Annotated in this window: 29 protein-coding genes; 15 read left to right on the top strand and 14 right to left on the bottom strand. The window is 65.0% G+C overall.

All coding sequences use genetic code 11. The annotated features are described in order from the left end of the window. Positions 1-170 precede the first annotated feature (170 nt). From EPL00_RS16180 to thpR, 4 genes are all read right to left on the bottom strand, one after another. A complete protein-coding gene (locus tag EPL00_RS16180; protein ID WP_135853400.1) occupies positions 171-836 on the bottom strand; it encodes a translation initiation factor IF-6 in 666 nt (221 codons plus the stop codon). 4 nt (positions 837-840) lie between these two features. After that, a complete protein-coding gene (locus tag EPL00_RS16175) occupies positions 841-1119 on the bottom strand; it encodes a 50S ribosomal protein L31e (protein ID WP_135853401.1) in 279 nt (92 codons plus the stop codon). Then, on the bottom strand, positions 1119-1271 hold the full coding sequence (locus EPL00_RS16170; protein ID WP_128476843.1) for a 50S ribosomal protein L39e: 153 nt from the start codon (positions 1269-1271) through the stop codon (positions 1119-1121). The genes EPL00_RS16175 and EPL00_RS16170 overlap by 1 nt, the downstream gene beginning before the upstream one ends. 97 nt (positions 1272-1368) lie before the next feature. Then, positions 1369-1935, bottom strand: coding sequence for an RNA 2',3'-cyclic phosphodiesterase (thpR, locus tag EPL00_RS16165; RefSeq protein WP_135853402.1), 567 nt, complete (start codon positions 1933-1935; stop codon positions 1369-1371). A 128-nt stretch (positions 1936-2063) separates the two neighbouring features. On the opposite strand from thpR, the gene EPL00_RS16160 reads away from it, so the two are divergent. The 4 genes from EPL00_RS16160 to EPL00_RS16145 all read left to right on the top strand — a co-directional run bounded on the left by EPL00_RS16160 (position 2064) and on the right by EPL00_RS16145 (position 3760). After that, entirely contained in the window at positions 2064-2393 is a 330-nt protein-coding gene (locus tag EPL00_RS16160; protein WP_135853403.1) for a YbjQ family protein, read from the top strand. 73 nt (positions 2394-2466) lie between these two features. After that, positions 2467-2682, top strand: a complete 216-nt coding sequence (locus EPL00_RS16155) for a DUF7557 family protein (RefSeq protein ID WP_135853404.1) — start codon at positions 2467-2469, stop codon at positions 2680-2682. Between the two features lie 38 nt (positions 2683-2720). After that, positions 2721-3473 carry a tetratricopeptide repeat protein gene (locus EPL00_RS16150; protein WP_135853405.1) on the top strand — a complete coding sequence of 251 codons (753 nt, stop codon included), beginning with the start codon at positions 2721-2723 and terminating at the stop codon, positions 3471-3473. Beyond that, a complete protein-coding gene (locus tag EPL00_RS16145) occupies positions 3470-3760 on the top strand; it encodes a DUF424 domain-containing protein (protein WP_135853406.1) in 291 nt (96 codons plus the stop codon). Before EPL00_RS16150 ends, EPL00_RS16145 begins: the two co-directional genes overlap by 4 nt. A gap of 35 nt (positions 3761-3795) precedes the next feature. On the opposite strand, the gene EPL00_RS16140 is transcribed toward EPL00_RS16145, so the two are convergent. Beyond that, complete coding sequence (locus tag EPL00_RS16140; RefSeq protein ID WP_135853407.1) at positions 3796-4152, bottom strand: hypothetical protein; 357 nt, start codon at positions 4150-4152, stop codon at positions 3796-3798. Positions 4153-4235: 83 nt separating this feature from the next. Continuing rightward, the gene (locus EPL00_RS16135; RefSeq protein ID WP_135853408.1) at positions 4236-4469 is read right to left on the bottom strand and encodes a hypothetical protein; all 234 of its coding nucleotides are present in this window, start codon (positions 4467-4469) and stop codon (positions 4236-4238) included. 162 nt (positions 4470-4631) lie between these two features. On the opposite strand from EPL00_RS16135, the gene EPL00_RS16130 reads away from it, so the two are divergent. The 4 genes from EPL00_RS16130 (at position 4632) to sufU (ending at position 7579) form a co-directional block, all read left to right on the top strand. Then, entirely contained in the window at positions 4632-5876 is a 1245-nt protein-coding gene (locus tag EPL00_RS16130; protein ID WP_135853409.1) for an aminotransferase class V-fold PLP-dependent enzyme, read from the top strand. 40 nt (positions 5877-5916) lie between these two features. Next, entirely contained in the window at positions 5917-6549 is a 633-nt protein-coding gene (locus tag EPL00_RS16125) for an HD domain-containing protein (protein WP_135853410.1), read from the top strand. Between the two features lie 63 nt (positions 6550-6612). Next, positions 6613-7059, top strand: coding sequence for a hypothetical protein (locus tag EPL00_RS16120; RefSeq protein WP_135853411.1), 447 nt, complete (start codon positions 6613-6615; stop codon positions 7057-7059). A gap of 91 nt (positions 7060-7150) precedes the next feature. Then, positions 7151-7579 carry a Fe-S cluster assembly sulfur transfer protein SufU gene (sufU, locus tag EPL00_RS16115; protein WP_135853412.1) on the top strand — a complete coding sequence of 143 codons (429 nt, stop codon included), beginning with the start codon at positions 7151-7153 and terminating at the stop codon, positions 7577-7579. Positions 7580-7642: 63 nt separating this feature from the next. On the opposite strand, the gene EPL00_RS16110 is transcribed toward sufU, so the two are convergent. The 6 genes from EPL00_RS16110 to htpX all read right to left on the bottom strand — a co-directional run bounded on the left by EPL00_RS16110 (position 7643) and on the right by htpX (position 12362). Then, a complete protein-coding gene (locus tag EPL00_RS16110; protein ID WP_135853413.1) occupies positions 7643-8632 on the bottom strand; it encodes an AI-2E family transporter in 990 nt (329 codons plus the stop codon). A gap of 327 nt (positions 8633-8959) precedes the next feature. Continuing rightward, positions 8960-9994: a DNA repair and recombination protein RadA gene (gene radA, locus EPL00_RS16105; protein WP_135853414.1), complete on the bottom strand. Its 1035-nt coding sequence runs from the start codon at positions 9992-9994 to the stop codon at positions 8960-8962. A gap of 153 nt (positions 9995-10147) precedes the next feature. Beyond that, positions 10148-10771, bottom strand: a complete 624-nt coding sequence (gene pspAB, locus EPL00_RS16100) for a PspA-associated protein PspAB (RefSeq protein ID WP_135853415.1) — start codon at positions 10769-10771, stop codon at positions 10148-10150. Positions 10772-10878: 107 nt separating this feature from the next. After that, positions 10879-11211, bottom strand: coding sequence for a hypothetical protein (locus tag EPL00_RS16095; protein ID WP_135853416.1), 333 nt, complete (start codon positions 11209-11211; stop codon positions 10879-10881). Between the two features lie 48 nt (positions 11212-11259). Next, positions 11260-11403, bottom strand: coding sequence for a hypothetical protein (locus EPL00_RS16090; protein ID WP_162224246.1), 144 nt, complete (start codon positions 11401-11403; stop codon positions 11260-11262). Positions 11404-11495: 92 nt separating this feature from the next. Next, the gene (gene htpX, locus EPL00_RS16085; RefSeq protein ID WP_135853417.1) at positions 11496-12362 is read right to left on the bottom strand and encodes a zinc metalloprotease HtpX; all 867 of its coding nucleotides are present in this window, start codon (positions 12360-12362) and stop codon (positions 11496-11498) included. Positions 12363-12485: 123 nt separating this feature from the next. Here htpX and EPL00_RS16080 point away from each other — a divergent pair, with 123 nt between their 5' ends. The 7 genes from EPL00_RS16080 to EPL00_RS16050 all read left to right on the top strand — a co-directional run bounded on the left by EPL00_RS16080 (position 12486) and on the right by EPL00_RS16050 (position 19278). After that, a complete protein-coding gene (locus EPL00_RS16080) occupies positions 12486-13250 on the top strand; it encodes a CPBP family intramembrane glutamic endopeptidase (protein ID WP_135853418.1) in 765 nt (254 codons plus the stop codon). Between the two features lie 63 nt (positions 13251-13313). After that, positions 13314-14660 carry an aminotransferase family protein gene (locus tag EPL00_RS16075; protein ID WP_135853419.1) on the top strand — a complete coding sequence of 449 codons (1347 nt, stop codon included), beginning with the start codon at positions 13314-13316 and terminating at the stop codon, positions 14658-14660. Between the two features lie 108 nt (positions 14661-14768). After that, the gene (locus tag EPL00_RS16070) at positions 14769-15536 is read left to right on the top strand and encodes a hypothetical protein (RefSeq protein WP_135853420.1); all 768 of its coding nucleotides are present in this window, start codon (positions 14769-14771) and stop codon (positions 15534-15536) included. 49 nt (positions 15537-15585) lie between these two features. After that, positions 15586-16485, top strand: a complete 900-nt coding sequence (locus EPL00_RS16065; RefSeq protein WP_135853421.1) for an NAD-dependent epimerase/dehydratase family protein — start codon at positions 15586-15588, stop codon at positions 16483-16485. A 44-nt stretch (positions 16486-16529) separates the two neighbouring features. Then, positions 16530-16982, top strand: coding sequence for a DUF2243 domain-containing protein (locus EPL00_RS16060; RefSeq protein ID WP_135853422.1), 453 nt, complete (start codon positions 16530-16532; stop codon positions 16980-16982). A gap of 69 nt (positions 16983-17051) precedes the next feature. Continuing rightward, the gene (locus tag EPL00_RS16055; RefSeq protein WP_135853423.1) at positions 17052-18191 is read left to right on the top strand and encodes a 60S ribosomal export protein NMD3; all 1140 of its coding nucleotides are present in this window, start codon (positions 17052-17054) and stop codon (positions 18189-18191) included. After that, positions 18181-19278: a class I SAM-dependent methyltransferase gene (locus EPL00_RS16050; protein ID WP_238398219.1), complete on the top strand. Its 1098-nt coding sequence runs from the start codon at positions 18181-18183 to the stop codon at positions 19276-19278. Before EPL00_RS16055 ends, EPL00_RS16050 begins: the two co-directional genes overlap by 11 nt. 39 nt (positions 19279-19317) lie before the next feature. Here the strand turns inward: EPL00_RS16050 and EPL00_RS16045 are convergent, their stop codons facing one another. Both EPL00_RS16045 and EPL00_RS16040 read right to left on the bottom strand, forming a co-directional pair. Next, positions 19318-19503: a hypothetical protein gene (locus EPL00_RS16045; RefSeq protein ID WP_135853424.1), complete on the bottom strand. Its 186-nt coding sequence runs from the start codon at positions 19501-19503 to the stop codon at positions 19318-19320. Positions 19504-19571: 68 nt separating this feature from the next. Next, positions 19572-20288: a type 1 glutamine amidotransferase gene (locus EPL00_RS16040; protein WP_135853425.1), complete on the bottom strand. Its 717-nt coding sequence runs from the start codon at positions 20286-20288 to the stop codon at positions 19572-19574. Positions 20289-20460 lie beyond the last annotated feature (172 nt).

Here is a 20460-nt window from a genome sequence, read left to right as displayed (position 1 = left end):
CTCCACCCGCCGCCGATGCGACCTCCTCGGCAGTCGGGATGTCTTTCGACTGTTTCATATATACTTGACTATCGTCTCCTTAATCATAATTCTTGTCGTGAAGACACCACCGAGGAGCGATTTGGAAGAGAAATCAGACGATACGCTGTCCCGACAGCCTGACGAAGGCGCTACTCGATGTAACCGAGCGACTGCTCGATGCGGCCTAACTCCGGCCCGGTCGTCTCCTGTCCGACGACGTAGCCGTGTTCGTTGGCCAGCAGGCCCGACCCGACCAGCGGCGCGCCGTAGTTGATGGTGCCGATGTCGGCGGGCACGCCCAGCACCTCCTCCAGTCGGTCGAGTTGGGCGTCGGTCGCCTTCGGGTGACAGAGGACGCCGTGGTTCGTGGCGACCGCGGCGGTGCCGACCGTCCGCACGTCGGCGAGTTCGCCGCGCTCCACGTCCACTTCGAGGGCCTCCTCGACTGCCTGCATCGCCTCGCGGGGCAGGTCCGGGTGGACGTAGGCACCCTCGTCGTTGGCGAGGACGACGTTGCCCGCGGCGTTGATTTTGCCCGGCAGTTCGACTACTTCGGCGTCTGCGGCCTCGGCGATGCGGTCGCGCTCGCGGTCGGTGACGCGACTGCTGACCAGCAGGCCGTTCTCGTTGCCGACCGCCAGCGCGCCGACGGTCGAGGAGCCTCCGACCGTCGTCTCGATGGCGTCCACCTCCAGTTCGTCGCTCACGTCGGCGACGATATCGTCGTCCAAGTCGGGGCGAACCAGCAGATACTCGTCGGTAGCGCGTGCGAAGACACCGACGTACGACGACCCGACGAAAGCGGCGCGGAGCAAAGCTCTACTCGGCGTGTTCCGCTTCGACGACCGTCTCGCCTTCCTCCTCGAACCGGGCGGCGCGGACGCGAAGCTTGCTCGGGGGCTTCTTGCGACCGCGCGACCAGACGGCCTCGTTTATCGAGGGGTCGAGGCGGACTTCGTCGTCGTCTACTTTGAAGTGCTGTGCGAGATGGTCGCGGACGAGCGTCATCGCCTTGTCGGCGCGCTCGTGTTTCGCCGCGGCCTTGGCGTCGCGGAGCGGCACCGTGATGACGCGCTCCTCGAAGTCGTTGGCGCTCATTATTCGTCGGTGTCGTTACGCCGCCAGTTTCGGCGCTTGGGGTTGCGCTGCGTCTCGCGGTCGGTCTTCATGATGACCCACGCGGGAACGCGGCTGTTCTGCCGGTCGAGCTTAGACAGGCGCTTTTTCTTCGCCTTCGATTTCTTACTCATGGTACCATGCTCTTTCCCGCCGTAGCTTAAAATCGTGTTGCTTTGCGGCCGGTCGCGCTCCGGCGCGTCCGCCGGTTCGTCGCGCTCCCCCGACTCGTCACTCGCCGTCGCCGAGCGCGAACGACTCGACCGTCGAGTACTCCGGGCCGTCGTCGGTCAGGACGCTCTCGGTCAGTCGAATCTCGGTCACGTCGGTCGTGCCCACGGTCGGGGCCAGTTCCTCGACGTTCTCCTGTACCAGCTCCTTGCCCCCGGCGTGTTCCATCCGCGCGAGGGTGACGTGGGGCGTGAAGTCGTGGTCCTCGGGGTCGAAGCCCAGACGCGTCACCTCGCGCTCGACGGCCTCGTGGAGGCTGGTCATCTCGTCGCTCCCCGCGCCGACGCCGAGCCAGAGGACTTGGATGTAGCCGAGACCGGGAAACACGCCCAGTCCCTCGTAGGTGGCCTCGAACGGTTCGACCCCGGACTCCTCGATTGCCCGCCGGAGGGCGTTTTTCACCCGCGGGAGTTCTCCGCGGGTCACGTCGCCGAGGAACTTGACGGTGACGTGGGCCTGCTCGGGGTCGGTGAAGCTCAGCCCCGAGGCGTCGGCGAACTCGTCTTGGACCGCCTCGACTTCCGCGGCGAACTCCTCGGGGAGGTCGATGCTGACGAACAGTCGCATGGTCGGCTACTGGTCGTCCGCGGGCTTGAACCTAGGTGTCGAGGAGCGGTCTCACCGCCCAGTTCCGTGCGTCGTGTCTGCAAGCTTCACGGCGTCTTTATCTCCGCACTCCTCGAAATTAGAACTGTATGACAGAAGTCACTATCACGACCACGGACGGTCTCGACGGCCGCGAAGTCTCGGAGTACCTCGGCGTCGTCTCGGGCGAGGCGGTCATCGGCGCGAACGTCGTCAGCGACATCGCGGCGGGCATCCGCGACGTGGTCGGCGGCCGGAGCGGGTCTTACGAGAAGAAGATAGAGACGGGCCGCGAGGAGGCCGTCGCCGACCTCCGCGCGGAAGCGGAAGACCTCGGTGCCGACGCCGTGGTGGGCGCGTCGTTCGACTACGAGGAGATGGCCGAGGGGATGCTGTGGGTCAACCTCTCGGGCACCGCGGTCCGGACGCGAAGCGAGTAACGGGCCGCTGTCCGGTACGAACGATTCTCGACAGCGAAACGATTCTGTGTCTTCACGTACACGGCGTGAGTAAATGAGTGCGACCATCCCAATCACCGAGGGCACGAAGGATAGGCTCTCTCGGATGAAAGAAGAAGACGAGACGTGGGACGAACTTCTGCGCCGACTGGCCGACGAGGAAGCCCCTATCAATGTCGGCGCGTGGTCCACGGACGAAGCCGAGAAAATAAGCGAGACGGTGAAACGCTCCCGAGAGGGCTTCGAACATGCACGTCCGGAATCTCGATAGCGTAGTTCTTAACCCCGCCGAACGCCAAACACCGAGACATGACTGACCCCGAGGACCACGACTTCTCCGAGGACGAGCGGTTCGACGACCCCTACGAGGGGTTCGACCTCGACCCGCCCGAACTGGACGTGGACCCCGACAAGGTGGACCCGGTGGACTCGCGCGTCGTCGCCGACCTGCTGGACGACCAGAACGTCAACGACGACGAGATAGATGTCGCGCAACTCATCGACGTGGGCCTGAACTACATGCAGATAAACCGGTTCGAGCAGGCCGCCGACACCTTCGAGCGCGCGGCCCAGTACGCCCCTGAGGACAGCAAACTCGAACAGGAAGCGTGGACGAACAAGGGCGCGGCCCACGCCGAACTCGACGAGTGGGACGCCGCCATCGGTGACTACCGCGAAGCCATCAACATCGACGCCGAGAGCGAACACGCCGCGACCGCCGAGACGAATCTGGCCTACGCGCTCTGGGAGTCGGGCCGGAGCGAGCAGGCGCTCGAACACGCCGAGAAGGCCGTCGAGATTGACGAGCGATTCGCCGAAGCGTGGTTCAACCGCGGGTTCTTCCTACTGGAACGCGGTCTCGCCGAGGACGCGCTGAACAGCCTCGAAAACGCCATTCGCCTCGGTCTCCGCAACTCGCAGGTGTTAGACGAGAAGGCCCGCGCGCTCGAAGAACTCGGCCAGTACGACGAGGCCGAGGAGATAGCCGAAGAAGCCGAAGACCTCCGCGAGCAGGCCGAGCAGGAACTCATCGACCAAGAGGAACAGCGACAGGAGCGATGATACTCAACGAGCGCGAGACCGACGAGGGACTCCTCGTGGCCGTCTGCGACGACGACGTGCTGGGCGAGACTTTCGAGGAGGACGGCGTCTCGCTGACCGTCACCGAGGAGTTCTACGGCGGCGACGAAGTAGACGAGCAGACCGTCGTGGACAGTCTCGCTCGCGCCTCGGTGGCGAACCTCGTGGGAACCGAGGCGGTCGAGTTGGCGATTCGGGAGGGGTTCGTGGACGAGGAGAACGTCTTGAACGTCGAGACGACGCGCCACGCGCAACTCCTCCGGATGTAGGCTCGAAGGGGGTGTAGCGGGATTTCCGAACCGATTCAATCGTCGTCGCCCGCCTCGTTCCCGTCGCTGTCTACGTCGTCGTCATCGTCTTCGTCGTCGCTGTCCCTGTCTTCATCATCGCTGTCTGCGTCGCTATTTTCGTCGTCGTTGTCCTCCTCGTCGTCTTCGTCACTATCCTCGTCGTTCTCGTCGCTATCTACGTCGTCGCCGCTCTCTCCGTCGTTCCAGAAGAGGAGGGGCACGCCGAGCGACGCCAACACGAGGAGTCCGAGGAGAGTCAGGCCAGCGTCGCCCAGTCCGTCGCCGAACAGCGGCGTCGTCAGCGAGAGCGTGCCGACCAGTGCGCCGCCGCCGAGCAGTGCGGTCGCGCCGAGTCGAGGAGTCGAGACCATACTGGGATTTCGGACGCTCGGGACGTAGTTCCCCTAGAACGTCCGTCTTCGTGGACAGTCCGTCTCGGTCGTCCGCGTCTATCTCAGTCGTCCGCGGCGTCGGCGTCCGCGTCGTCCTCCTCGGTTTCGTCTCCGCTTCCCTCGCCGAGCATCGGGAGATTGACGACCATCAGCGACAGCACCGAGATGCCCGCCAGTCCCGCGCCCACCGAGGCCAATCCGGTGTCGAATGCGATGGCGGCGACGGCGTGGAACGCGCCGACGAACGCCAACCCCAGCAGGAGGAGACTCGCGCCGAGTCGTCGTTTCGAGACCATATCGTGAGGTAGGGGCGCAGGCTATTAACCCCGTCCCCGACGGGAGACGCGCGGACGGCATCGGCCGTTCCCGGCGGGAGACGCGCGGACGAAACCGGTTCCGGTTACGCACTGCCGTCGGGACCGAAGGAATGTTCTTGCTCGAAACCCTACTTACCGACAATGGGACTGCAACAATCGGACGCGCTCGACGTGGCGCGGATTCGGGAGGACTTCCCGATTCTCCAGCGGGAGTTCGACGGCGAGCAACTCGTCTACCTCGACAACGGCGCGACGAGTCAGACGCCGAATCGGGTCATCGACGCCATCGCCGACTACTACCGCCACTACAACGCGAACGTCCACCGGGGCATCCACCAACTGAGCCAAGAGGCCTCCGAGGCCTACGAGGAGGCCCACGACACGGTGGCGGAGTTCGTCGGTGCCGACGGCCGCGAGGAGATGATATTCACGAAGAACACCACCGAGGCCGAGAACTTGGTGGCCTACGCGTGGGGGCTGAACGAACTCGGGCCGGGCGACGAAATCGTCCTGACCGAGATGGAACACCACGCTTCGCTGGTGACGTGGCAACAGATCGGCAAGCGAACCGGCGCGGACGTGAAGTACATCCCCGTCACCGACGAGGGGTATCTCGACATGGACGCCGCCGCGGACCTCATCACCGACGACACCGAGATGGTCAGCGTCGTCCACGTCTCGAACACGCTCGGGACCGTCAACCCCGTCGCCGAACTCGCGGACCTCGCCCACGACCACGATTCGTACATCTTCGTGGACGGTGCCCAAGCGGTTCCGAACCGCCCGGTGGACGTGAAGGACATCGACGCCGACTTCTACGCCTTCTCGGCGCACAAGATGGCCGGACCGACCGGCATCGGCGGCCTCTACGGCAAACAGGAGATTCTGGACGAGATGGAGCCGTTCCAGTACGGCGGCGGCATGATTCGGAAAGTCGAGTTCGAGGACTCGACGTGGCACGACCTGCCGTGGAAGTTCGAACCCGGCACGCCGCTCATCGCCCAAGGCGTCGGCTTCGCCGAGGCGGTCGAGTATCTGGACGACATCGGCATGACCGCGATTCAGCGCCACGAGGAGTCGCTGGCCGAATACGCCCTCGACCGGATGGCCGAGTTCGACGACATCGAACTCTACGGCCCGACGAACCCGACTGACCGCGGCGGACTGGTCTCGTTCAACCTCGATTCGGTCCACGCCCACGACCTCGCGTCCATCATGAACGACCACGCCGTCGCCATCCGGGCGGGCGACCACTGCACGCAACCGCTCCACGACAAGTTGGGCGTGGCGGCCTCGGCGCGCGCGTCGTTCTACCTCTACAACACGACCGACGAGATAGACGCGCTGATCGACGCCCTCGACAGCGCCCGCGAACTGTTCGCCTGATTTCCAACCGTTTTTGCGACCGCCCTGCGTCCGGCCAGCCATGCGAGACGACGTACGCGAACGCGCACGGACCTACTTCGACGGAGCCTCGCCAGCCCACGACTGGCATCACGTCCGGCGCGTCGCCAGACTCGCCGAGACGCTGGTCGAGGCGGACGGGAAACAGATAGACGAAGACGTACTCTTCGCGGCGGTCTGGCTCCACGATATCGGTCGTTCGAAGGAGGACTGCGGCGAAATCGAGGACCACGCCGAGTGGGGTGCCGACGAGGCCGACGACGTTCTTCGTGAACTCGACGCGGACGCCGAGACCATCGAGGAGGTCCGACACTGCATCCGGGCGCATCGCTACTCCAACGACGTGGCCCCCGAGACCCGCGAGGCGAAGATTCTCTCCGACGCCGACAACCTCGACGCCCTCGGCGCGGTCGGAATCGCGCGCGTCTTCGCCTACGGCGGGGAACTCGGCCAACCGCTGTACGACCCCGACCTGCCGCCGGAAGCCGACGACTCGGCCGCCGGGGAGACCCAGTTCAACCACATTCACGAGAAGATTCTCGACCTCCCCGACCGGATGTACACCGACGCTGGCTGGGAACTGGCCGACGACCGCGCCGCGTACGTCGCGGCGTTCGCCGACCGGTTCGAGCGCGAGGCCGCGGGCGAACTGTAGGTCCGTTCGAGAGGTCTGCCCAGAATCGGCCGCTTTTTGGCGGTTCCGTCACACCCTTCCGACATGGTAGACTGGACGATTGCGGCCGTGATGGGGATTCACGTACTGATGGCGGTTCTCTGGACCGGCGGCTACCTCGTGACCGGAATGTTGGTCCTGCCCGCGGCCCGGCGCAACGATTCGCCGGAGTTCGCCCTCGACGTGCTGGACTCGCTGAAGTGGTTCGCGCTCGGCGGCATCGTCGTGATGGGTGCCTCGGGTGGCGGCGCGCTTTGGCTCCTCTACAACAACGAACTGCCCGGCGGCCAGCGCGGGACCGCGCTCATCGCCATGATGACGCTGTACGGCATCTTCGCGCTGACGAGCGTCTGGTCGTGGTACGAGACCAAGAGCGCCCGCGAGGAGAACGTCCGGGAACTCCCGACCCGACTCAAGATGTCGTTCCGGACGAACTCGCTGGTCGCAATCCTGCTGGTGCTGGACGCCGCACTCATCGGATACGTGGTCTGAGACGGCGCGTGGTCTGACGACACATGGGCTGAGACGGCCGATTGCGCCTGCGGAACGCTTTTACGCCCGACTCGCCTATCGTGCAGTAACAATGGGCATGGGCTCGGACATGTACCGCCAGCAGATTCTCGACCACTACAAGAGTCCCCGCAACTACGGGGAACTGGACGAGAAGACGTTCACTCACGCTGGCGAGAACCCGATGTGCGGCGACGAGATACGGATAGACGTGCAACTCGACGACGACGAGGAGGTCATCAACGCCGTCGCCTTCCGGGGCGACGGCTGTGCCATCAGTCAGGCCAGCGCGAGCATGCTGACCGGCGAGTTGCAGGGCATGACCGTCGAGGAGATGCAGGAGCTAGACCGCGACGACGTGATCGACATGCTCGGGGTGGACATCAGCCCGATGCGGGTCAAGTGCGCGGTCCTCGCCGAGAAGGTGGTACAGGACGGCGCGGACATCTACGAGGGCGAGAAGGAACTGGACAAGACGACGACCGAAGAAGACGACGAGTGAGCGGACCCGTTTTCGCTTTTTCCGACGCCGATAGCTATCGGCTCGCAGTCCGGGGATTCTCGCCTACGCGAGGTCGTAGTAGTCGGTGAACACTTCGACGGTCTCCTTGAACAGCGCGAGGACGATGGGACCGACGAAGATGCCGACGGCTCCGAGGAAGTACGCCGCGCCGAACACGCCCAGCAGGATGACCCCCGAGTGGAGCGACGACTCCTTGTCGATGACCAGCGCCCGGAGGTAGTCGTCGGTCACGGCGACGACGGTCATGCCGTAGACGACCAACAGCGCGGCTTCGAGGACTCGACCGTTCACGACGAGGTAGATGGTCGCGCCGCCCAACACCGGCGAGACGCCGACGATGGGGACCATCGCCAGAAACATCATCACGACGGTCCAGAACGCCGCGTTCGGAATCCCGAGCGCGATGAGACCGAGCCCGGAGACGAACCCCTGCACGGTAGCGACGAAGACGTGCCCCTTCAGGACCGCCCACGTGGCCTCTTCGGCCTCGGCGTAGAGGTCGTTCTGGACTCTTCGGGGGAGCGGCGTGACGTGCTTGGCCCAGTTGACCAGCGTGTCGCCGTCCTTGAGCAGGTAGTACAGCAGAAACAGCAGTAGGAGGACACCGAGCGTGAAGTGGACTCCGGCACTGGCCAGCCCGGAACTCCGCTCGGCGAGCGCCGAGGAGAAACTCCCCAAGAGCTGGTCGAAGCGCGTGCCGATTTGGACGCCGACGACGCGCTCGACCACTCGCTCGACGGACTGGTAGGTCGGCAGGTCGCTGACCTCGGTCGGTAACTCGCCAACGTCACTCAACGCGACCTGCAAGAAGAGACCGATCGGCCCGACGAACAGCAGGACGGTCAGCGAGACGAGCGAGAACGCCGAGAGCCGTGAACCGACCTCGGGCGCGAGGCGGCGCTGGAGCGGCGTCAGGACGAACGCCAACAGCATCGCGCCGAGGACGTAATCGAGGAAGGGCCTGACGACGAGGAGGGACAACACGGCGAGAACGCCAACCAGAACGGTCGCGAACGCGGTCCGCGCCTTCATACGCTCGTACAGAGTATATCAGCGGGTAAAGGGGAAGTGGCCGACTCGGCGGGTCACGCTCCGATTCGTGGCCCGGTCGTCCCTCACCGATTGGGGTCGCGGTCCGTTCCGACCGCCGGACTCCTCGTTCGGCGCGGGTCGCTTCCGACGAAACAGCACACCTCCTCTGCATTTCCAAAAGCATCCTTTTGCTGTTTCAAACATCGTTGCGTATTTCTATCGGCACCCTGACCTGCGCCTCGGGAGCGACCGAGAGGAGAGACGAGCGAGAGAAAGAAGAGAGGAGAACCGCCGAGAACTGAAAACCGAATCGCTACGCCGAGGCGCTCACTCGGGTTTCAGGCCAGCGTCCTCGACGCGCATCACGGCCTCGCCGTCGGCGAGGTTCGGCGCGTCCACCAGTCGGACGATACGCTTGTCGCCCTTCGACTTGCGGAGGTAGATGCGGAACGTGGACTTGTGACCGAGGATGTTGCCACCGATGGGCTGGGTCGGGTCGCCGAAGAACGAGTCGGGGTTCGACGCGACCTGATTCGTCACGACGACCGCGGTGTTGTGGAGGTTGCCCACCTTGTCGAGGTCGTGGAGGTGCTTGTTGAGCTTCTGCTGGCGCTCGGCGAGTTCTCCTCGGCCGACGTACTCCGCGCGGAAGTGGGCGGTCAGCGAGTCCACGCAGAGGAGCCGCACGGGGTACTCGTCGTCTTGGGTCTCGTTGGCGAGTTCTTGGGCCTTCTCCGCGAGGAGCATCTGGTGGTTGGAGTTGAACGCCTTGGCGACGTGAATCTTGTCGAGGAAGTCCTCGACCAGCGCCTCCATCGCCTCGTCGTCGTCGGGCGTGCCCTCGATTTCCCGCTCGTCCATCGCGGCCTGAATCGCCTCGTCGGGCAGGCCTTTCACCATGTCGTCGATACGCTCGGGGCGGAACGTGTCCTCGCTGTCCACGAACATGGCGCTCCCGCCGAGGCCGCCGTGTTCGCGCGGCAGTTGGACGTTGACCGCGAGCTGGTGGGTGACTTGGGACTTCCCGGCACCGAACTCGCCGTAGACTTCCGTAATCGACTGGGTCTCGACGCCGCCGCCCAGCAGGTCGTCCACCTCGTCTATCTTCCACTTGAGTTTGCCAATCTTCTCGCGGCGCTCCAGCACGGCCGCGCCGGTCTCGAACCCGCCCACGTCGGCGGCCTCGCGGGCCGCCTGCACGATGTCGGAGGCCGTCGAGTCGCCCACGTCGGCGGTGTTCGACAGTTCGCTGGGGCTTGCTACTGCGAGACCCTCGTAGGAGTCGAAGCCTGCGTCTCGGAGCTTTTCTGCGGTCGCCGGACCGACGCCCGGCAGTTCTTCGAGGTCTACGTCTGCTGCCATCGTATGCCTGCCTTGTGCGCCTCGTCATATAAACCCCCGTTAACAGTGCAGTGAAAGTGAAATTGGATGCGGGCGGCGGGGTAACGACGCTCGTCTGACGCAGTTTAAAACGAGGAGATTCGAGGGAGCGGTCCCGGTCGAGTCAGCGGGTCGTTACTCCCACGGGTGGCTGTTGGGCGTACTCGGCAGGAGCGCGTACCAGTACTCCTTGTTCTCCTCCAAGTCGAGTTCGCCGTCGAGTTTGCTCTCTAGTTTGAACTCCGCGCTCGAATCGCGGTCGCTAGTCCCCTTCGGCACGAGCGGGTAGTACGCCCCGCGGCGGAACGAGTACGCCCAGTAGGCGTACTCGCCGCCCTTCTGTCGCCCCGACGTGTCCCGGAAGGCAAAGAGGGCCGCGAGGAGCCGCGAGCCGTACCCCCGCTCCATCAGCGTGTCGGCGGCGAAGTTGAGGCTGGTCACGAGGTCCTCGAAGTCGTCGTCGCGCAGAATCACCCACGAGTAGCCGTAGTCGTCGGTGTGGGCCTCGGTCTCGGTACCGGTCTCCTCCGCGCCGACCTCCAGAATCTCGTGGACCTCCTCGACGGCGTCCGAGAAGTCGGCGCTGTCCACTTCCGAGAAACAGAGCGCCGCCTCGCCGACCGCCTCGTAGCCCAGTTCGGCCTCCATCGTGACGTAGGCCGTACTCATCCCGAACAGGTCCTCGGGGTCGGCCTTCCGAGTCGCGTCGGTCTCGGCCCGGATGCCCAGCACTTCCCGCAGTCCGTCGAACAGTCCCATGGCTCTCCCTTCGGGTTCTCGGATAAAAAGGTCGGCTACCTCGTCAGTCAACGAGTTAATCGAGGGGACGGCACAGGCCAGCCATCGATAGACGACCAGTAAACGATTCAGTAGTCTTTCGAGCGTTCGACCATCCGTGGAAGGTCACGTTCGTACGTGTTCCTGCGTTTTCCAGCCCCGATGCAGTACATAGTTCCGCCACGGCGAACGTAGTAGGACCGAAGGTCCCCGTCTCGACTGCGGTAAATCGTCTCGGAGCCGGTATTTTCGAGAATCTTCAGACACTTCGTAATCGGCCGATTCCACGTTACGAGGTCTTCTCGAATATCGTCAACGCCGTCCAGAATCGCCTCCTTCTCCTCCTTGCCGAACGACGACGACGAGAGGTCTTCGAACACCCACTTCTTGACGAGAACGACGTCACCGATACCGTTACTCATCAGACATCGCACATATGATGCGACTGCCTGATAAATAAATCGAAAAAATTAGAGGTCGAGGAGTTCGCGCATCTCGTCCGTGTCGCACGTCTCTTCGGATTCGACGTCGATTTTCTCCACTCGTTCGCTCAGATCGTCGCCGTTGCCGAGCGTGGGGTCTTCGGAGGAATCGACGTCTTGCTCCGTAGCCATACCCAAACATAACTTATCGGGTGGCAAAAACCTTTGGACGATGGACCTCGAATCCGAACCGCGAGAGTGTTCGGGCACACCGGCTCGTCGGCCTACAGCTGGCGTTCGAGGTCCCGCAACCGCTCGACGCGCTTCTCGGTGCTGGGGTGGGTGCTGAACACCTTGCCGATGAAGTCGTTCTTCAGCGGGATGATGAAGAAGGCGTTCATCTCGGACTGCTCGCGGAAGTCCTCCTTCGGGACCTTGCTCATGCTCCCGTCGATCGTCATCAGTGCGGAAGCCAGCGCCGAGGGTTTGCCGGTGATGGTCGCTCCGCCGCGGTCGGCGGCGAACTCGCGGTAGCGGCTGAGCGCCCGGATGAGGACGAAGCTCACTATCCAGACCACCAGCGAAGCGGCGATGGCGACCCAGACCGGAGCCTGATTGCGGTTGTCGCCGCCACCGCCGAACCACCAGCCCCACCGGACCACGAGAAACGCGATGGTCGAGAGGAACGACGCGATGGTCATCACCATCACGTCGCGGTTCTTGACGTGCGCGAGTTCGTGGGCCAGCACGCCCTCCAACTCGTCGTCGTCCAGCGTGTTCATGAGACCGGTCGTGACCGCGACGGCGGCGTTCTTCTGGGAGCGCCCCGTGGCGAACGCGTTCGGGACGCGACTGTCCACGACCGCGACCTTCGGTTTCGGCAGGTCGGCCTGCTGGGAGAGGCGGCCGAGCGTCCGGTGGAGTTCCGGATACTCGTCCTCGGTCACCTCCTTCGCGCCCATGCTCCACAGCGCCAGTTTGTCGCTGAAGAAGAACTGAGCGATGGAGAAACTGCCCAGTAGCGCGACCGCGAAGAAGATGTTCGTAAACTGCGTACTCAGAATACCGATGAAGACGACGTACAGCGCGAACAGCAGGAACATCGTCAGGGCCATGCGCCCCCGGAGTCCCCAATCTGTTTTCCACTTCATATCCGCCTGTAGGGTTCGAGACCGTTTAAACGTTCGTCGGCTCGCCGCCCGGCGACCACGCCGACATCGGCGGGCGATTTCCCCCGAAAAGCTACTTGCCATCGGGCGTTGTCAGTACTCGTGATGTCTCACCAGTCCGTCAACCCTGCCCGGCGCGTCGGGGTCGCGACTGCGCTCACGCTCCTCGGCGTCGTCTTCAGCGTTCTGCTGTCGGTCCCCGTCCTCGTCGTCTCGCTGGGCACCGTCGCGCAGTTCGTCGTCGCGCTCGTCCTCTCGGAACTGGGATTCGTCGCGGCCGGACTCGTCTTCCTCCGAGCGACCGGCAACAGTCTCGACTTCTTCCGGATTCGGATCCCGGACCTCAGGGCGCTCGGGGTCGTCGTCGCGGGGACCGTCGCGCTGTTCGCTTACCGACTCGCCGCCATCGCGGCCGTGCAGGCCCTCGGGCTTCCGCTCGCTGGTAACTCGGTCACGCAACTCGCCGAGGAGGGCGTCCTCGCGACGCTCCTCGTTCTCGTCCCGCTCTCGGTTCTGGTGGTCGGCCCGGCCGAGGAGTTCCTCTTTCGCGGGGTCATCCAGCCCTACCTCGACGGCGCGTTCTCGCGCGGTCCCGCGGTCGTCCTCACCAGCGTCCTGTTCGCGCTGGTCCACCTGCCGACGACGTGGATAGCGACTCCCGACCCCCTCGCCGTCTCGGTGACGCTCGTCGTCCTGTTCGGTCTCTCGATTCTCCTCGGCTATCTCTACGTCTGGACCGACAATCTGGTCGTCCCGGTTCTGGTTCACGGCTTCTACGACGCTTTGCTGTTCGCACTCGCCTACGTCGTCCTCTCGTCGGACCTGATTCCCGACGCCGCCGCTGTCGCGTCCGCCGTCCTCCCGGCCTGACAGCTTCCCGACGGGACCTGTTCGGTCGGGAACGTTTATCACGGGTGGGACTGACAGGGTGATATGACCGAAAGCGACCGACCGACGACGCCGGTCGAGGAGACCCCGAGAGGGAGAAGTCTCCCTCACTGGTCCGATAGCGACGGCGAGATACCGACCCTCGTTCGCGGCGACGGCGTTCGCGTCTACGACGACGAGGGAACGGAGTACCTCGATTTCGCCTCGCAACTGTACTGCGTCAACGCTGGCCACAGCGAGGAGACCATCGTCGAGGCGATGACCGAACAGGCCCGCAAGATTCCCTACGTCTCGTCTTCGAAGCACAACGACGCGCGCACCGAACTCGCCCGACGACTCGCCGAAATCGCGCCGGGCGACCTCTCGGAGGTGTACTTCGCCATCTCCGGGAGCGAGGCCAACGAGGCGGCGGTCCAGTTCGCCCGCGCCGAACAGGACGCACCGAAGGTGCTGACGCGCTGGCGGTCGTACCACGGCGCGACCTACGGCGCGGCGGCGCTCACGGGCGACCCCGAGACCCGCGCCACGGTCGAACGCTACGCCGCGACCTCCGGCTCCGGGAAGTTCCTCCCGCCGATTCCGGCGGCGTTCGACGCCGAGAGTCCCGAAGACCTCGCCGAGAAGGCGGCCGACCACCTCGAATTCGTGATTCGCAACGAAGGCCCCGACTCCGTCGCCGCCGTCCTGATGGAACCGGTCGGGGGTACCAGCGGGGCGTTCCCGGCACCGCCGGGCTACTTCGAGCGCGTCCGCGACCTCTGCGACGAGTACGACATCCTCCTCATCTCCGACGAGGTCATCACCGGTTTCGGACGCTGTGGCGACTGGTTCGGCATCGAAGCCGAGGAGGTCCAGCCCGACATGATAACGTTCGCTAAGGGCGTCACCAGCGCGTACGCTCCGCTGGCGGGCGTCCTCGTCCGCGACTCGCTCGGCGACTCGCTCCGCGAGGAGGGCATCGACGTGGGTCAGACGTTCGCTGGCCACCCGGTCGCCTGCGCCGCCGGGGTCGCCGCGATGGACGCCTACGACGACCGACTCCTCGACAACGCCCGAGCGGTCGCCCCGACGCTCGAATCGGAACTCCGCGCGCTCGGCGACACCCACGAGGAGGTCTGCGACGTGCGCGGCCGGGGACTCCTCTGGGCGGTCGAGTTCGCCGACCCCGCGACCGGCGACCCGTTCGTGGACCCGTGGGCGGGCGAGGAGGACGAGGGTGGAGACAACCCCGTGATGACGGTGAAAGAAGCCGCGACGGACGCGGGCGTGCTGGTCGGCGGCGGGCGACCGGGCTTCCAACTCGTCGTCGCGCCGCCGCTGTGCGCCGACGAGGAGGACGTTCGGGAGGCGGTCGGCGTGCTGGACGACGCGACTGGTGAAGTGTTCGGATAGTCGGTCTGCGGAAGAATAAGTAACAATTCTGTCTCTCAGCTTACAGAGCGTTGATGCCCTGTCACGTCGGATGCTAGCTAGTCGGGAAGCCACTCCCGACAGAGACACATGGCCAATTCCAAGACGCTCGCCGCGGTTTGCCTACTTTTCGTACTGGTCGGTGGCTCGGTCGCGTTCGCGCCTGCAGAGCGGTCTCGGGACGCGGTAGACGGGTCGGAGCAAGTCGCGGTACCAATCGGACCGGTAGATTCGCCAGACGCACAGGTAATTCCGAGAGAAACTTTGATTCTCCGAGACCAGTCTACGACGTTCGTCGTCCGTATCGAAGACGCTGACGAAGGAGATGGGATTACGATATGCGTAAACGGCCAGTTCAATCGCCCCGCTAACATAGAGTTCCATAGCAACGATGTTATACCGCTCAATCTTCTCCCCGGTCTCGGACTCGTCTGTCCGGGGTCCGACAACGGCGGGTACATTCCAGCGCGAGAGGTAGACAGAGTTGAGTCTGTTCCGTTGGCAGTTTCTCTTCCTTCGGGAGAGTCTTTTCCAGTCGGGGAAAATCGTATCGACATCGAAACGAGGTTCAAAAACCCGCCGCATACAGACACCGAGAGGTTCACTATCCGAGTGGTCTGTCCGATCGGATGTCATCTGACTCAAATCTGGCAGACGCTTACCGAGCCGGAAATCCTCATCGCCCTCCTCGGCCTTCTCATCGCTTTCTTCGGTCGGAAACGAATTTGGTCCGTTCTTCGACTTCAAAGAGAGCAAGGGACAGGTACGAGCAGTACGGAAAAACAACGCAGTAAAGAGAGTACTGAACCACAACAAAAGACCGAAACAGACGGCGGTGAATCGCGTCAACTTAAATGACAACTCTCCACCCCCAACCGTTTACCTGCCCTTCGCCGTACTCCGACCCATGCCACAGCGAACTGTCGTCGTGACCGGCGGTCTCGGCCGCTCCGGGCGCTGGATAGCCGACCTCCTCGCCGACGAGGAGTGGCGGGTCGTCTGCGTGGACCAGACCCACCCCGGTTGGGAAATCGACGCGCGCGAGAACCTCGATTTCCGGGCGGCCGACCTCACCGACCGTGGCGAAGCACTGGACTTGCTGGCGGACCTCGACCCCGACGCCGTGGTCCACTGGGCGGCCCTGCCCTCGCCGACGCGCCACGCCGGGGGCCGGGTCTTCGAGACGAACGTGCTGGCGGCGTACAACGTCCTCGTGGGCGCAGGTCGGGCGGGCGCGCGGGTCGCGTGGGCCTCCAGCGAGAGCGCGTACGGCTACGCCTTCGCCGAGGAGGACCGCCTCCCCGACCGATTGCCGATTCGGGAGGCCGACGCCCTGCGCCCCGAGGACCCCTACGGCACCTCGAAGGTCGTCGGCGAGGAGGTCGCCGAGATGGTGACCCGTCGGTTCGGGGTCCCGGTCGCGTCGGTTCGCTCGTCGTGGATTCAGTACCCCGGCGAGTACGCGTGTGTCGAGGGCCGCGACGACCTCGCCGCGGGCGCGGGCAACTTCTGGTCGTACGTGGACGTTCGGGACGTTGCGAGCATCGTGTCCGCCGCCGTAGAGGCCGACTTTTCGGGCCACGAGGCGTTCCACGCCGCGGCCGCGGACACCTATCTAGAGCGACCCATCGAGGAGGCGCTGGAAGAGTACTTCGGCGAGTTGCCCGACGACTGCAACGTGGCGGGCGACGAGTCGGCCCTCTCCGTCGAGAAGGCCGACGAGGTGCTGGACTGGCAACCCGACTACTCGTGGCGCGAGGCCGCCGACGAGGCAGTCGCGGGACCGGAGTTGGTTCGGGAGGACTGACCGGCGGCCCCCGAGATTTTGCACCTCGCGTCCGAATCTCGCATGTGAGTTCTCGACTCGCTCGCGGCCGTCGCCTGCTCGTCGGGAGCGGGACGCTCGGGTTCGGCTTCGGCGCGCTCCTCGACGTGGTGGTGTTCCACCTGATTCTCCAGTGGCACCACCTCCTCTCGGACCGCATCTCGACGCACAGCCTCCACGGCTTGCAGGCGAACATCTACTGGGACGGCGTGTTCGCGCTGACGATGACCGGCGTCATGCTCGTCGGCGCGGGCCTGCTGTGGCAGTCGGTGAATCGCTCCTCGGAACCGCGCTCCGGGATTCGGGTGGTCGGTGGAATTTTGGTCGGGGTCGGACTGTTCAACCTCTTCGACGGCATCGTGGACCACTATCTGCTGGGGATGCACGATGTGGTTCACGGGACTCAAGCGTTCAATCCTCACTGGGTCGGCGCGAGTCTGTTGGTTCTCGGACTGGGAATCCTCGTCCTGAAACGCTGACCTCGCCGGGACGTTCGGAGACCTCTGCGGTTCTTCAAGCTTAAACCCGCCAAACTCCTACCCGACCACATGACTACCGACGCCCGCGAGTTCTGTCCGAACTGCGGGGACCCCATGGAAGTGGACCCCGCCGAGCGGACGCCCCTGCCCGACGCCGCCGGGAAGCGCGGCAAGGAGCAGAAGCTCTGCGACTCGTGTTACTTCGACCGATTCGACCTCGTGGACGCGCCCGACCGCATCGAGGTGCTGGTCTGTGCGCGGTGCGGGGCGGTCCACCGCGGCAACCGCTGGGTGGACGTGGACGCCCGCGACTACACGGACGTTGCCATCGAGGAGGTAAGCGAAGCCCTCGGCGTCCACCTCGATGCCTACGACGTGTCGTGGCAGGTGGACCCCGAGCAGGTGGACCAGAACACCATCCGGATGCACTGTCACTTCTCGGGCATCGTGCGCGAGACGTTCGTGGAGGAGGAGGTCGTCGTCCCGGTCAAAATCTCCCGGCAGACCTGCACGCGCTGTGGGCGCATCGCGGGCGACTACTACGCCAGCACGGTCCAAGTCCGGGCACGCGACCGCGACCCGACGACCGAGGAGGTCGAGCGCGCCGAGGAGATCGCCCACGAAATCGTCGAGAAGATGGAGGAGACCGGCGACCGCAACGCCTTCGTCACCGAGGTCAGCGAGACCGACGACGGCGTGAACATCAAGGTCTCGACCACGAACATCGGGAAAAAGATTGCCGCCAAGATGATAGAGGAGTTCGGCGGCGAGTACTCCGATTCCGAGACGCTCGTGACCGAGGACGAGGACGGCGAGGAGGTGTACCGCGTGACCTACGCCGTCCACCTGCCGCCGTACTCGCCCGGCGAGATAATCGACCTGAAAGACGACGACGGCGGGCCGGTCCTCGTTCGGAGCGTTCGCGGGAATTTGAAGGGGACCAGACTCACCACCGGCGAGGACTACGAGGCCGGGTACGAGGTCGGCGACGCGCCCGAAGCTCGGCGACTCGGCCGCCTCGAAGACGCCGAGGAGACCACCCTCGTCGCGGTCGAAGACGAGCGCGCGGTGCAGGTGTTGGACCCCGAGACCTACCGGACCAAGACCATCGCGCGGCCCGAGTTCATGGACACCGACGCCGAGACGGTGCCGGTGCTGAAGAGTCGCGCGGGGCTTCACGTCGTGCCGGACGAGGACGATGGAGAGTAACCCGACGAGAGAGATGGACGGCGACAGCGATACCGGACCGCATCTCGCCGCGGTCGTCCGCAAGCCCGACAGCGAGACGACCATCGCGGCCCTGCAGGAGGAAGGCGTCTACGACGAGACCCGGAAGGTCCGGGAACGCGACGACCGACTGGTCGAACTCCCCGTCACCGACCCGCCGAGCGAGACCGACGTGCTGGACGTGGTCGAACAGGTCGAACCGGAGCGACGCCTGCCGGACCTCGAAGCACACCTCCGCGAGATGGGGTGGACCGACGACGAGATAGCCCGCGCGCCGAGTTCGTGGGCGGTCGTCGGGAGCGTCCTCCTCGTCACCTTCGGCGACGAGGAGGGCGGCGCGGACGATTCCTCCGGCGACGACGAGGACGGGCGGGGCATCGAGCGCGAGGAGGTCGGTGAAGCCCTCCTCGCGCTCCACGGCGAGGCCGACACCGTGCTGGCCAACGAGGGCGTCTCGGGCGACCACCGCGAACCCTCCGTCTCGGTCGTGGCGGGCGCGGGCGACACCGAGACGGTCCACACCGAACACGGCACCCGGTACGCCCTCGACCTCGCGGAGGTCATGTTCTCGCCGGGCAACAAGGCCGAGCGCGCCCGGATGGGCGAGGCGGTCGAACCCGGCGAGCGCGTCTTCGACATGTTCGCGGGCATCGGCTACTTCACCCTGCCGATGGCCCGCGCCGGAGCGAACGTGACCGCCGTCGAGCGCAACCCCGCGGCGTTCCGCTACCTGATAGAGAACGCGATGCTCAACGACGTGTCCGAGCGCGTCTCGGCGTTCCGGGCGGACTGCCGCGACGTAGACGTTGACCCCCGCGCCGACCGCGTGGTGATGGGTTACTACGACGCCCACGACTACCTCGATTCGGCGCTCGCGGCGCTGGCCCCCGGCGGCGTCGTCCACATGCACGAAGCGACCCCCGACGACCTCCTGTGGGACCGGCCGGTCTCGCGCCTGCGCGATGCGGCCGCGGACGCCGGGAGAGAAATCGAGGTGCTGGACCGCCGGACGGTCAAGAGCCACAGCGAGGGCGTCTGGCACGTCGTCGTGGACGCGCGAGTCGAGTGACGGTCGGCCCCCTGCGCCGAGGTGGAGACCGCCCCGCGCTCAGGCGTACTTCCCGGCCAGCCAGAGTATGACGACGATTACACCGAAACAGAGCGCGACGAGGTGCAAAGCGAACTCGGTATCGTTCGAAGAGAGGTACCCGAGAAACTCCGAAAGGACCACGGCGACGCCGAACACTGCGGCGAGGGCGGACGTGAGTTTCAACTCGAAGGCCTTGTACTCCAACACCGTGTCGGACCGCCAAGGAGGACCCATCGACTACTCCACGTCCGGTTAGAAATATAAACCGTTCGCTACGCCGAGACGGTCTCGCCGTCGCTCTCGGCGTCGCGCTCGCGGACCTCGCGGGCGAAGTCACAGAAGTTCTCGAAGACGAGTTTCGCCTCGCAGGCCGCCCGGTAGTTCTCGTCGGTGATGCCCGCGAGGACCGACTCGATGCGCTCGTCGGCGAGGTCCTTGCCCTTCGTCACCGACTCGGCGGTCTCGGCGTCGTACTCGGGGTGGAACTGTACGCCGAACACGCGGCCCTTCCGGAAGCCGTGGTTCGAGTAGTCGTTCGCGGCGATTTCTTCCGCGCCCGGCGGGAGTTCCATCACGGCGTCGGAGTGGGTCGTGAAGACGGTGAACTCGTCGTCAACGCCGTCGAACAGCCGCGAGTCGCCGGTATGTCCGACCTCGCGGTAGCCGATTTCGTACTCGCCCATGTCGGCGACCTCGCCGCCCAGCACGTCCGCGAGGAGTTGGTGGCCCCAACAGACCCCGAGACACGGGAGTCCGGCGTCGATGGCCTCGCCGACCCACTCCTTGGTCGGTTCTATCCACTCCTCGTCCCAGTACACCGACGACCGCGAACCCGAGACGACCACGCCGTCGAAGTCGGTGGTCTCGGGTAACTCGCCGCCGGTCGCGTCGAACTCCACGAGGTCGGCGTCCAACTCCCGCCGGAAGTTCCGCCGGGTGTCCGCGCCCTCGTGGGCGGCGTTGACGAACGCGATTCGCAATCGACTCATTACCGCATACAACTCGTTTCGGGGACAAAAGGCGTTCCCCCGTGGGGAGTACTGCCGGTACTCGTGACTCGGGGCAGTTCTCGAACGCAGACCGTTCGTGACCGTACGAACCCCGGAAACGCGACGAGTGACTTCGTACGCCTTCCCGACCACAACCTCTTGGCGCTATGCC

Source organism: Halorussus salinus, assembly GCF_004765815.2.
Taxonomy (GTDB): Archaea; Halobacteriota; Halobacteria; order Halobacteriales; family Haladaptataceae; genus Halorussus; species Halorussus salinus.
This window is presented reverse-complemented; position numbering and strand designations above follow the sequence as displayed.

Coding starts and splice junctions, on each gene's coding strand:
- EPL00_RS16175 (WP_135853401.1), bottom strand. CDS start 1,119: ATGAGCGCCAACGACTTCGAGGAGCGCGTCATCACGGTGCCGCTCCGC.
- EPL00_RS16170 (WP_128476843.1), bottom strand. CDS start 1,271: ATGAGTAAGAAATCGAAGGCGAAGAAAAAGCGCCTGTCTAAGCTCGAC.
- thpR (WP_135853402.1), bottom strand. CDS start 1,935: ATGCGACTGTTCGTCAGCATCGACCTCCCCGAGGAGTTCGCCGCGGAA.
- EPL00_RS16160 (WP_135853403.1), top strand. CDS start 2,064: ATGACAGAAGTCACTATCACGACCACGGACGGTCTCGACGGCCGCGAA.
- EPL00_RS16155 (WP_135853404.1), top strand. CDS start 2,467: ATGAGTGCGACCATCCCAATCACCGAGGGCACGAAGGATAGGCTCTCT.
- EPL00_RS16150 (WP_135853405.1), top strand. CDS start 2,721: ATGACTGACCCCGAGGACCACGACTTCTCCGAGGACGAGCGGTTCGAC.
- EPL00_RS16145 (WP_135853406.1), top strand. CDS start 3,470: ATGATACTCAACGAGCGCGAGACCGACGAGGGACTCCTCGTGGCCGTC.
- EPL00_RS16140 (WP_135853407.1), bottom strand. CDS start 4,152: ATGGTCTCGACTCCTCGACTCGGCGCGACCGCACTGCTCGGCGGCGGC.
- EPL00_RS16135 (WP_135853408.1), bottom strand. CDS start 4,469: ATGGTCTCGAAACGACGACTCGGCGCGAGTCTCCTCCTGCTGGGGTTG.
- EPL00_RS16130 (WP_135853409.1), top strand. CDS start 4,632: ATGGGACTGCAACAATCGGACGCGCTCGACGTGGCGCGGATTCGGGAG.
- EPL00_RS16125 (WP_135853410.1), top strand. CDS start 5,917: ATGCGAGACGACGTACGCGAACGCGCACGGACCTACTTCGACGGAGCC.
- EPL00_RS16120 (WP_135853411.1), top strand. CDS start 6,613: ATGGTAGACTGGACGATTGCGGCCGTGATGGGGATTCACGTACTGATG.
- sufU (WP_135853412.1), top strand. CDS start 7,151: ATGGGCATGGGCTCGGACATGTACCGCCAGCAGATTCTCGACCACTAC.
- EPL00_RS16110 (WP_135853413.1), bottom strand. CDS start 8,632: ATGAAGGCGCGGACCGCGTTCGCGACCGTTCTGGTTGGCGTTCTCGCC.
- radA (WP_135853414.1), bottom strand. CDS start 9,994: ATGGCAGCAGACGTAGACCTCGAAGAACTGCCGGGCGTCGGTCCGGCG.
- pspAB (WP_135853415.1), bottom strand. CDS start 10,771: ATGGGACTGTTCGACGGACTGCGGGAAGTGCTGGGCATCCGGGCCGAG.
- EPL00_RS16095 (WP_135853416.1), bottom strand. CDS start 11,211: ATGAGTAACGGTATCGGTGACGTCGTTCTCGTCAAGAAGTGGGTGTTC.
- EPL00_RS16090 (WP_162224246.1), bottom strand. CDS start 11,403: ATGGCTACGGAGCAAGACGTCGATTCCTCCGAAGACCCCACGCTCGGC.
- htpX (WP_135853417.1), bottom strand. CDS start 12,362: ATGAAGTGGAAAACAGATTGGGGACTCCGGGGGCGCATGGCCCTGACG.
- EPL00_RS16080 (WP_135853418.1), top strand. CDS start 12,486: ATGTCTCACCAGTCCGTCAACCCTGCCCGGCGCGTCGGGGTCGCGACT.
- EPL00_RS16075 (WP_135853419.1), top strand. CDS start 13,314: ATGACCGAAAGCGACCGACCGACGACGCCGGTCGAGGAGACCCCGAGA.
- EPL00_RS16070 (WP_135853420.1), top strand. CDS start 14,769: ATGGCCAATTCCAAGACGCTCGCCGCGGTTTGCCTACTTTTCGTACTG.
- EPL00_RS16065 (WP_135853421.1), top strand. CDS start 15,586: ATGCCACAGCGAACTGTCGTCGTGACCGGCGGTCTCGGCCGCTCCGGG.
- EPL00_RS16055 (WP_135853423.1), top strand. CDS start 17,052: ATGACTACCGACGCCCGCGAGTTCTGTCCGAACTGCGGGGACCCCATG.
- EPL00_RS16050 (WP_238398219.1), top strand. CDS start 18,181: ATGGAGAGTAACCCGACGAGAGAGATGGACGGCGACAGCGATACCGGA.
- EPL00_RS16040 (WP_135853425.1), bottom strand. CDS start 20,288: ATGAGTCGATTGCGAATCGCGTTCGTCAACGCCGCCCACGAGGGCGCG.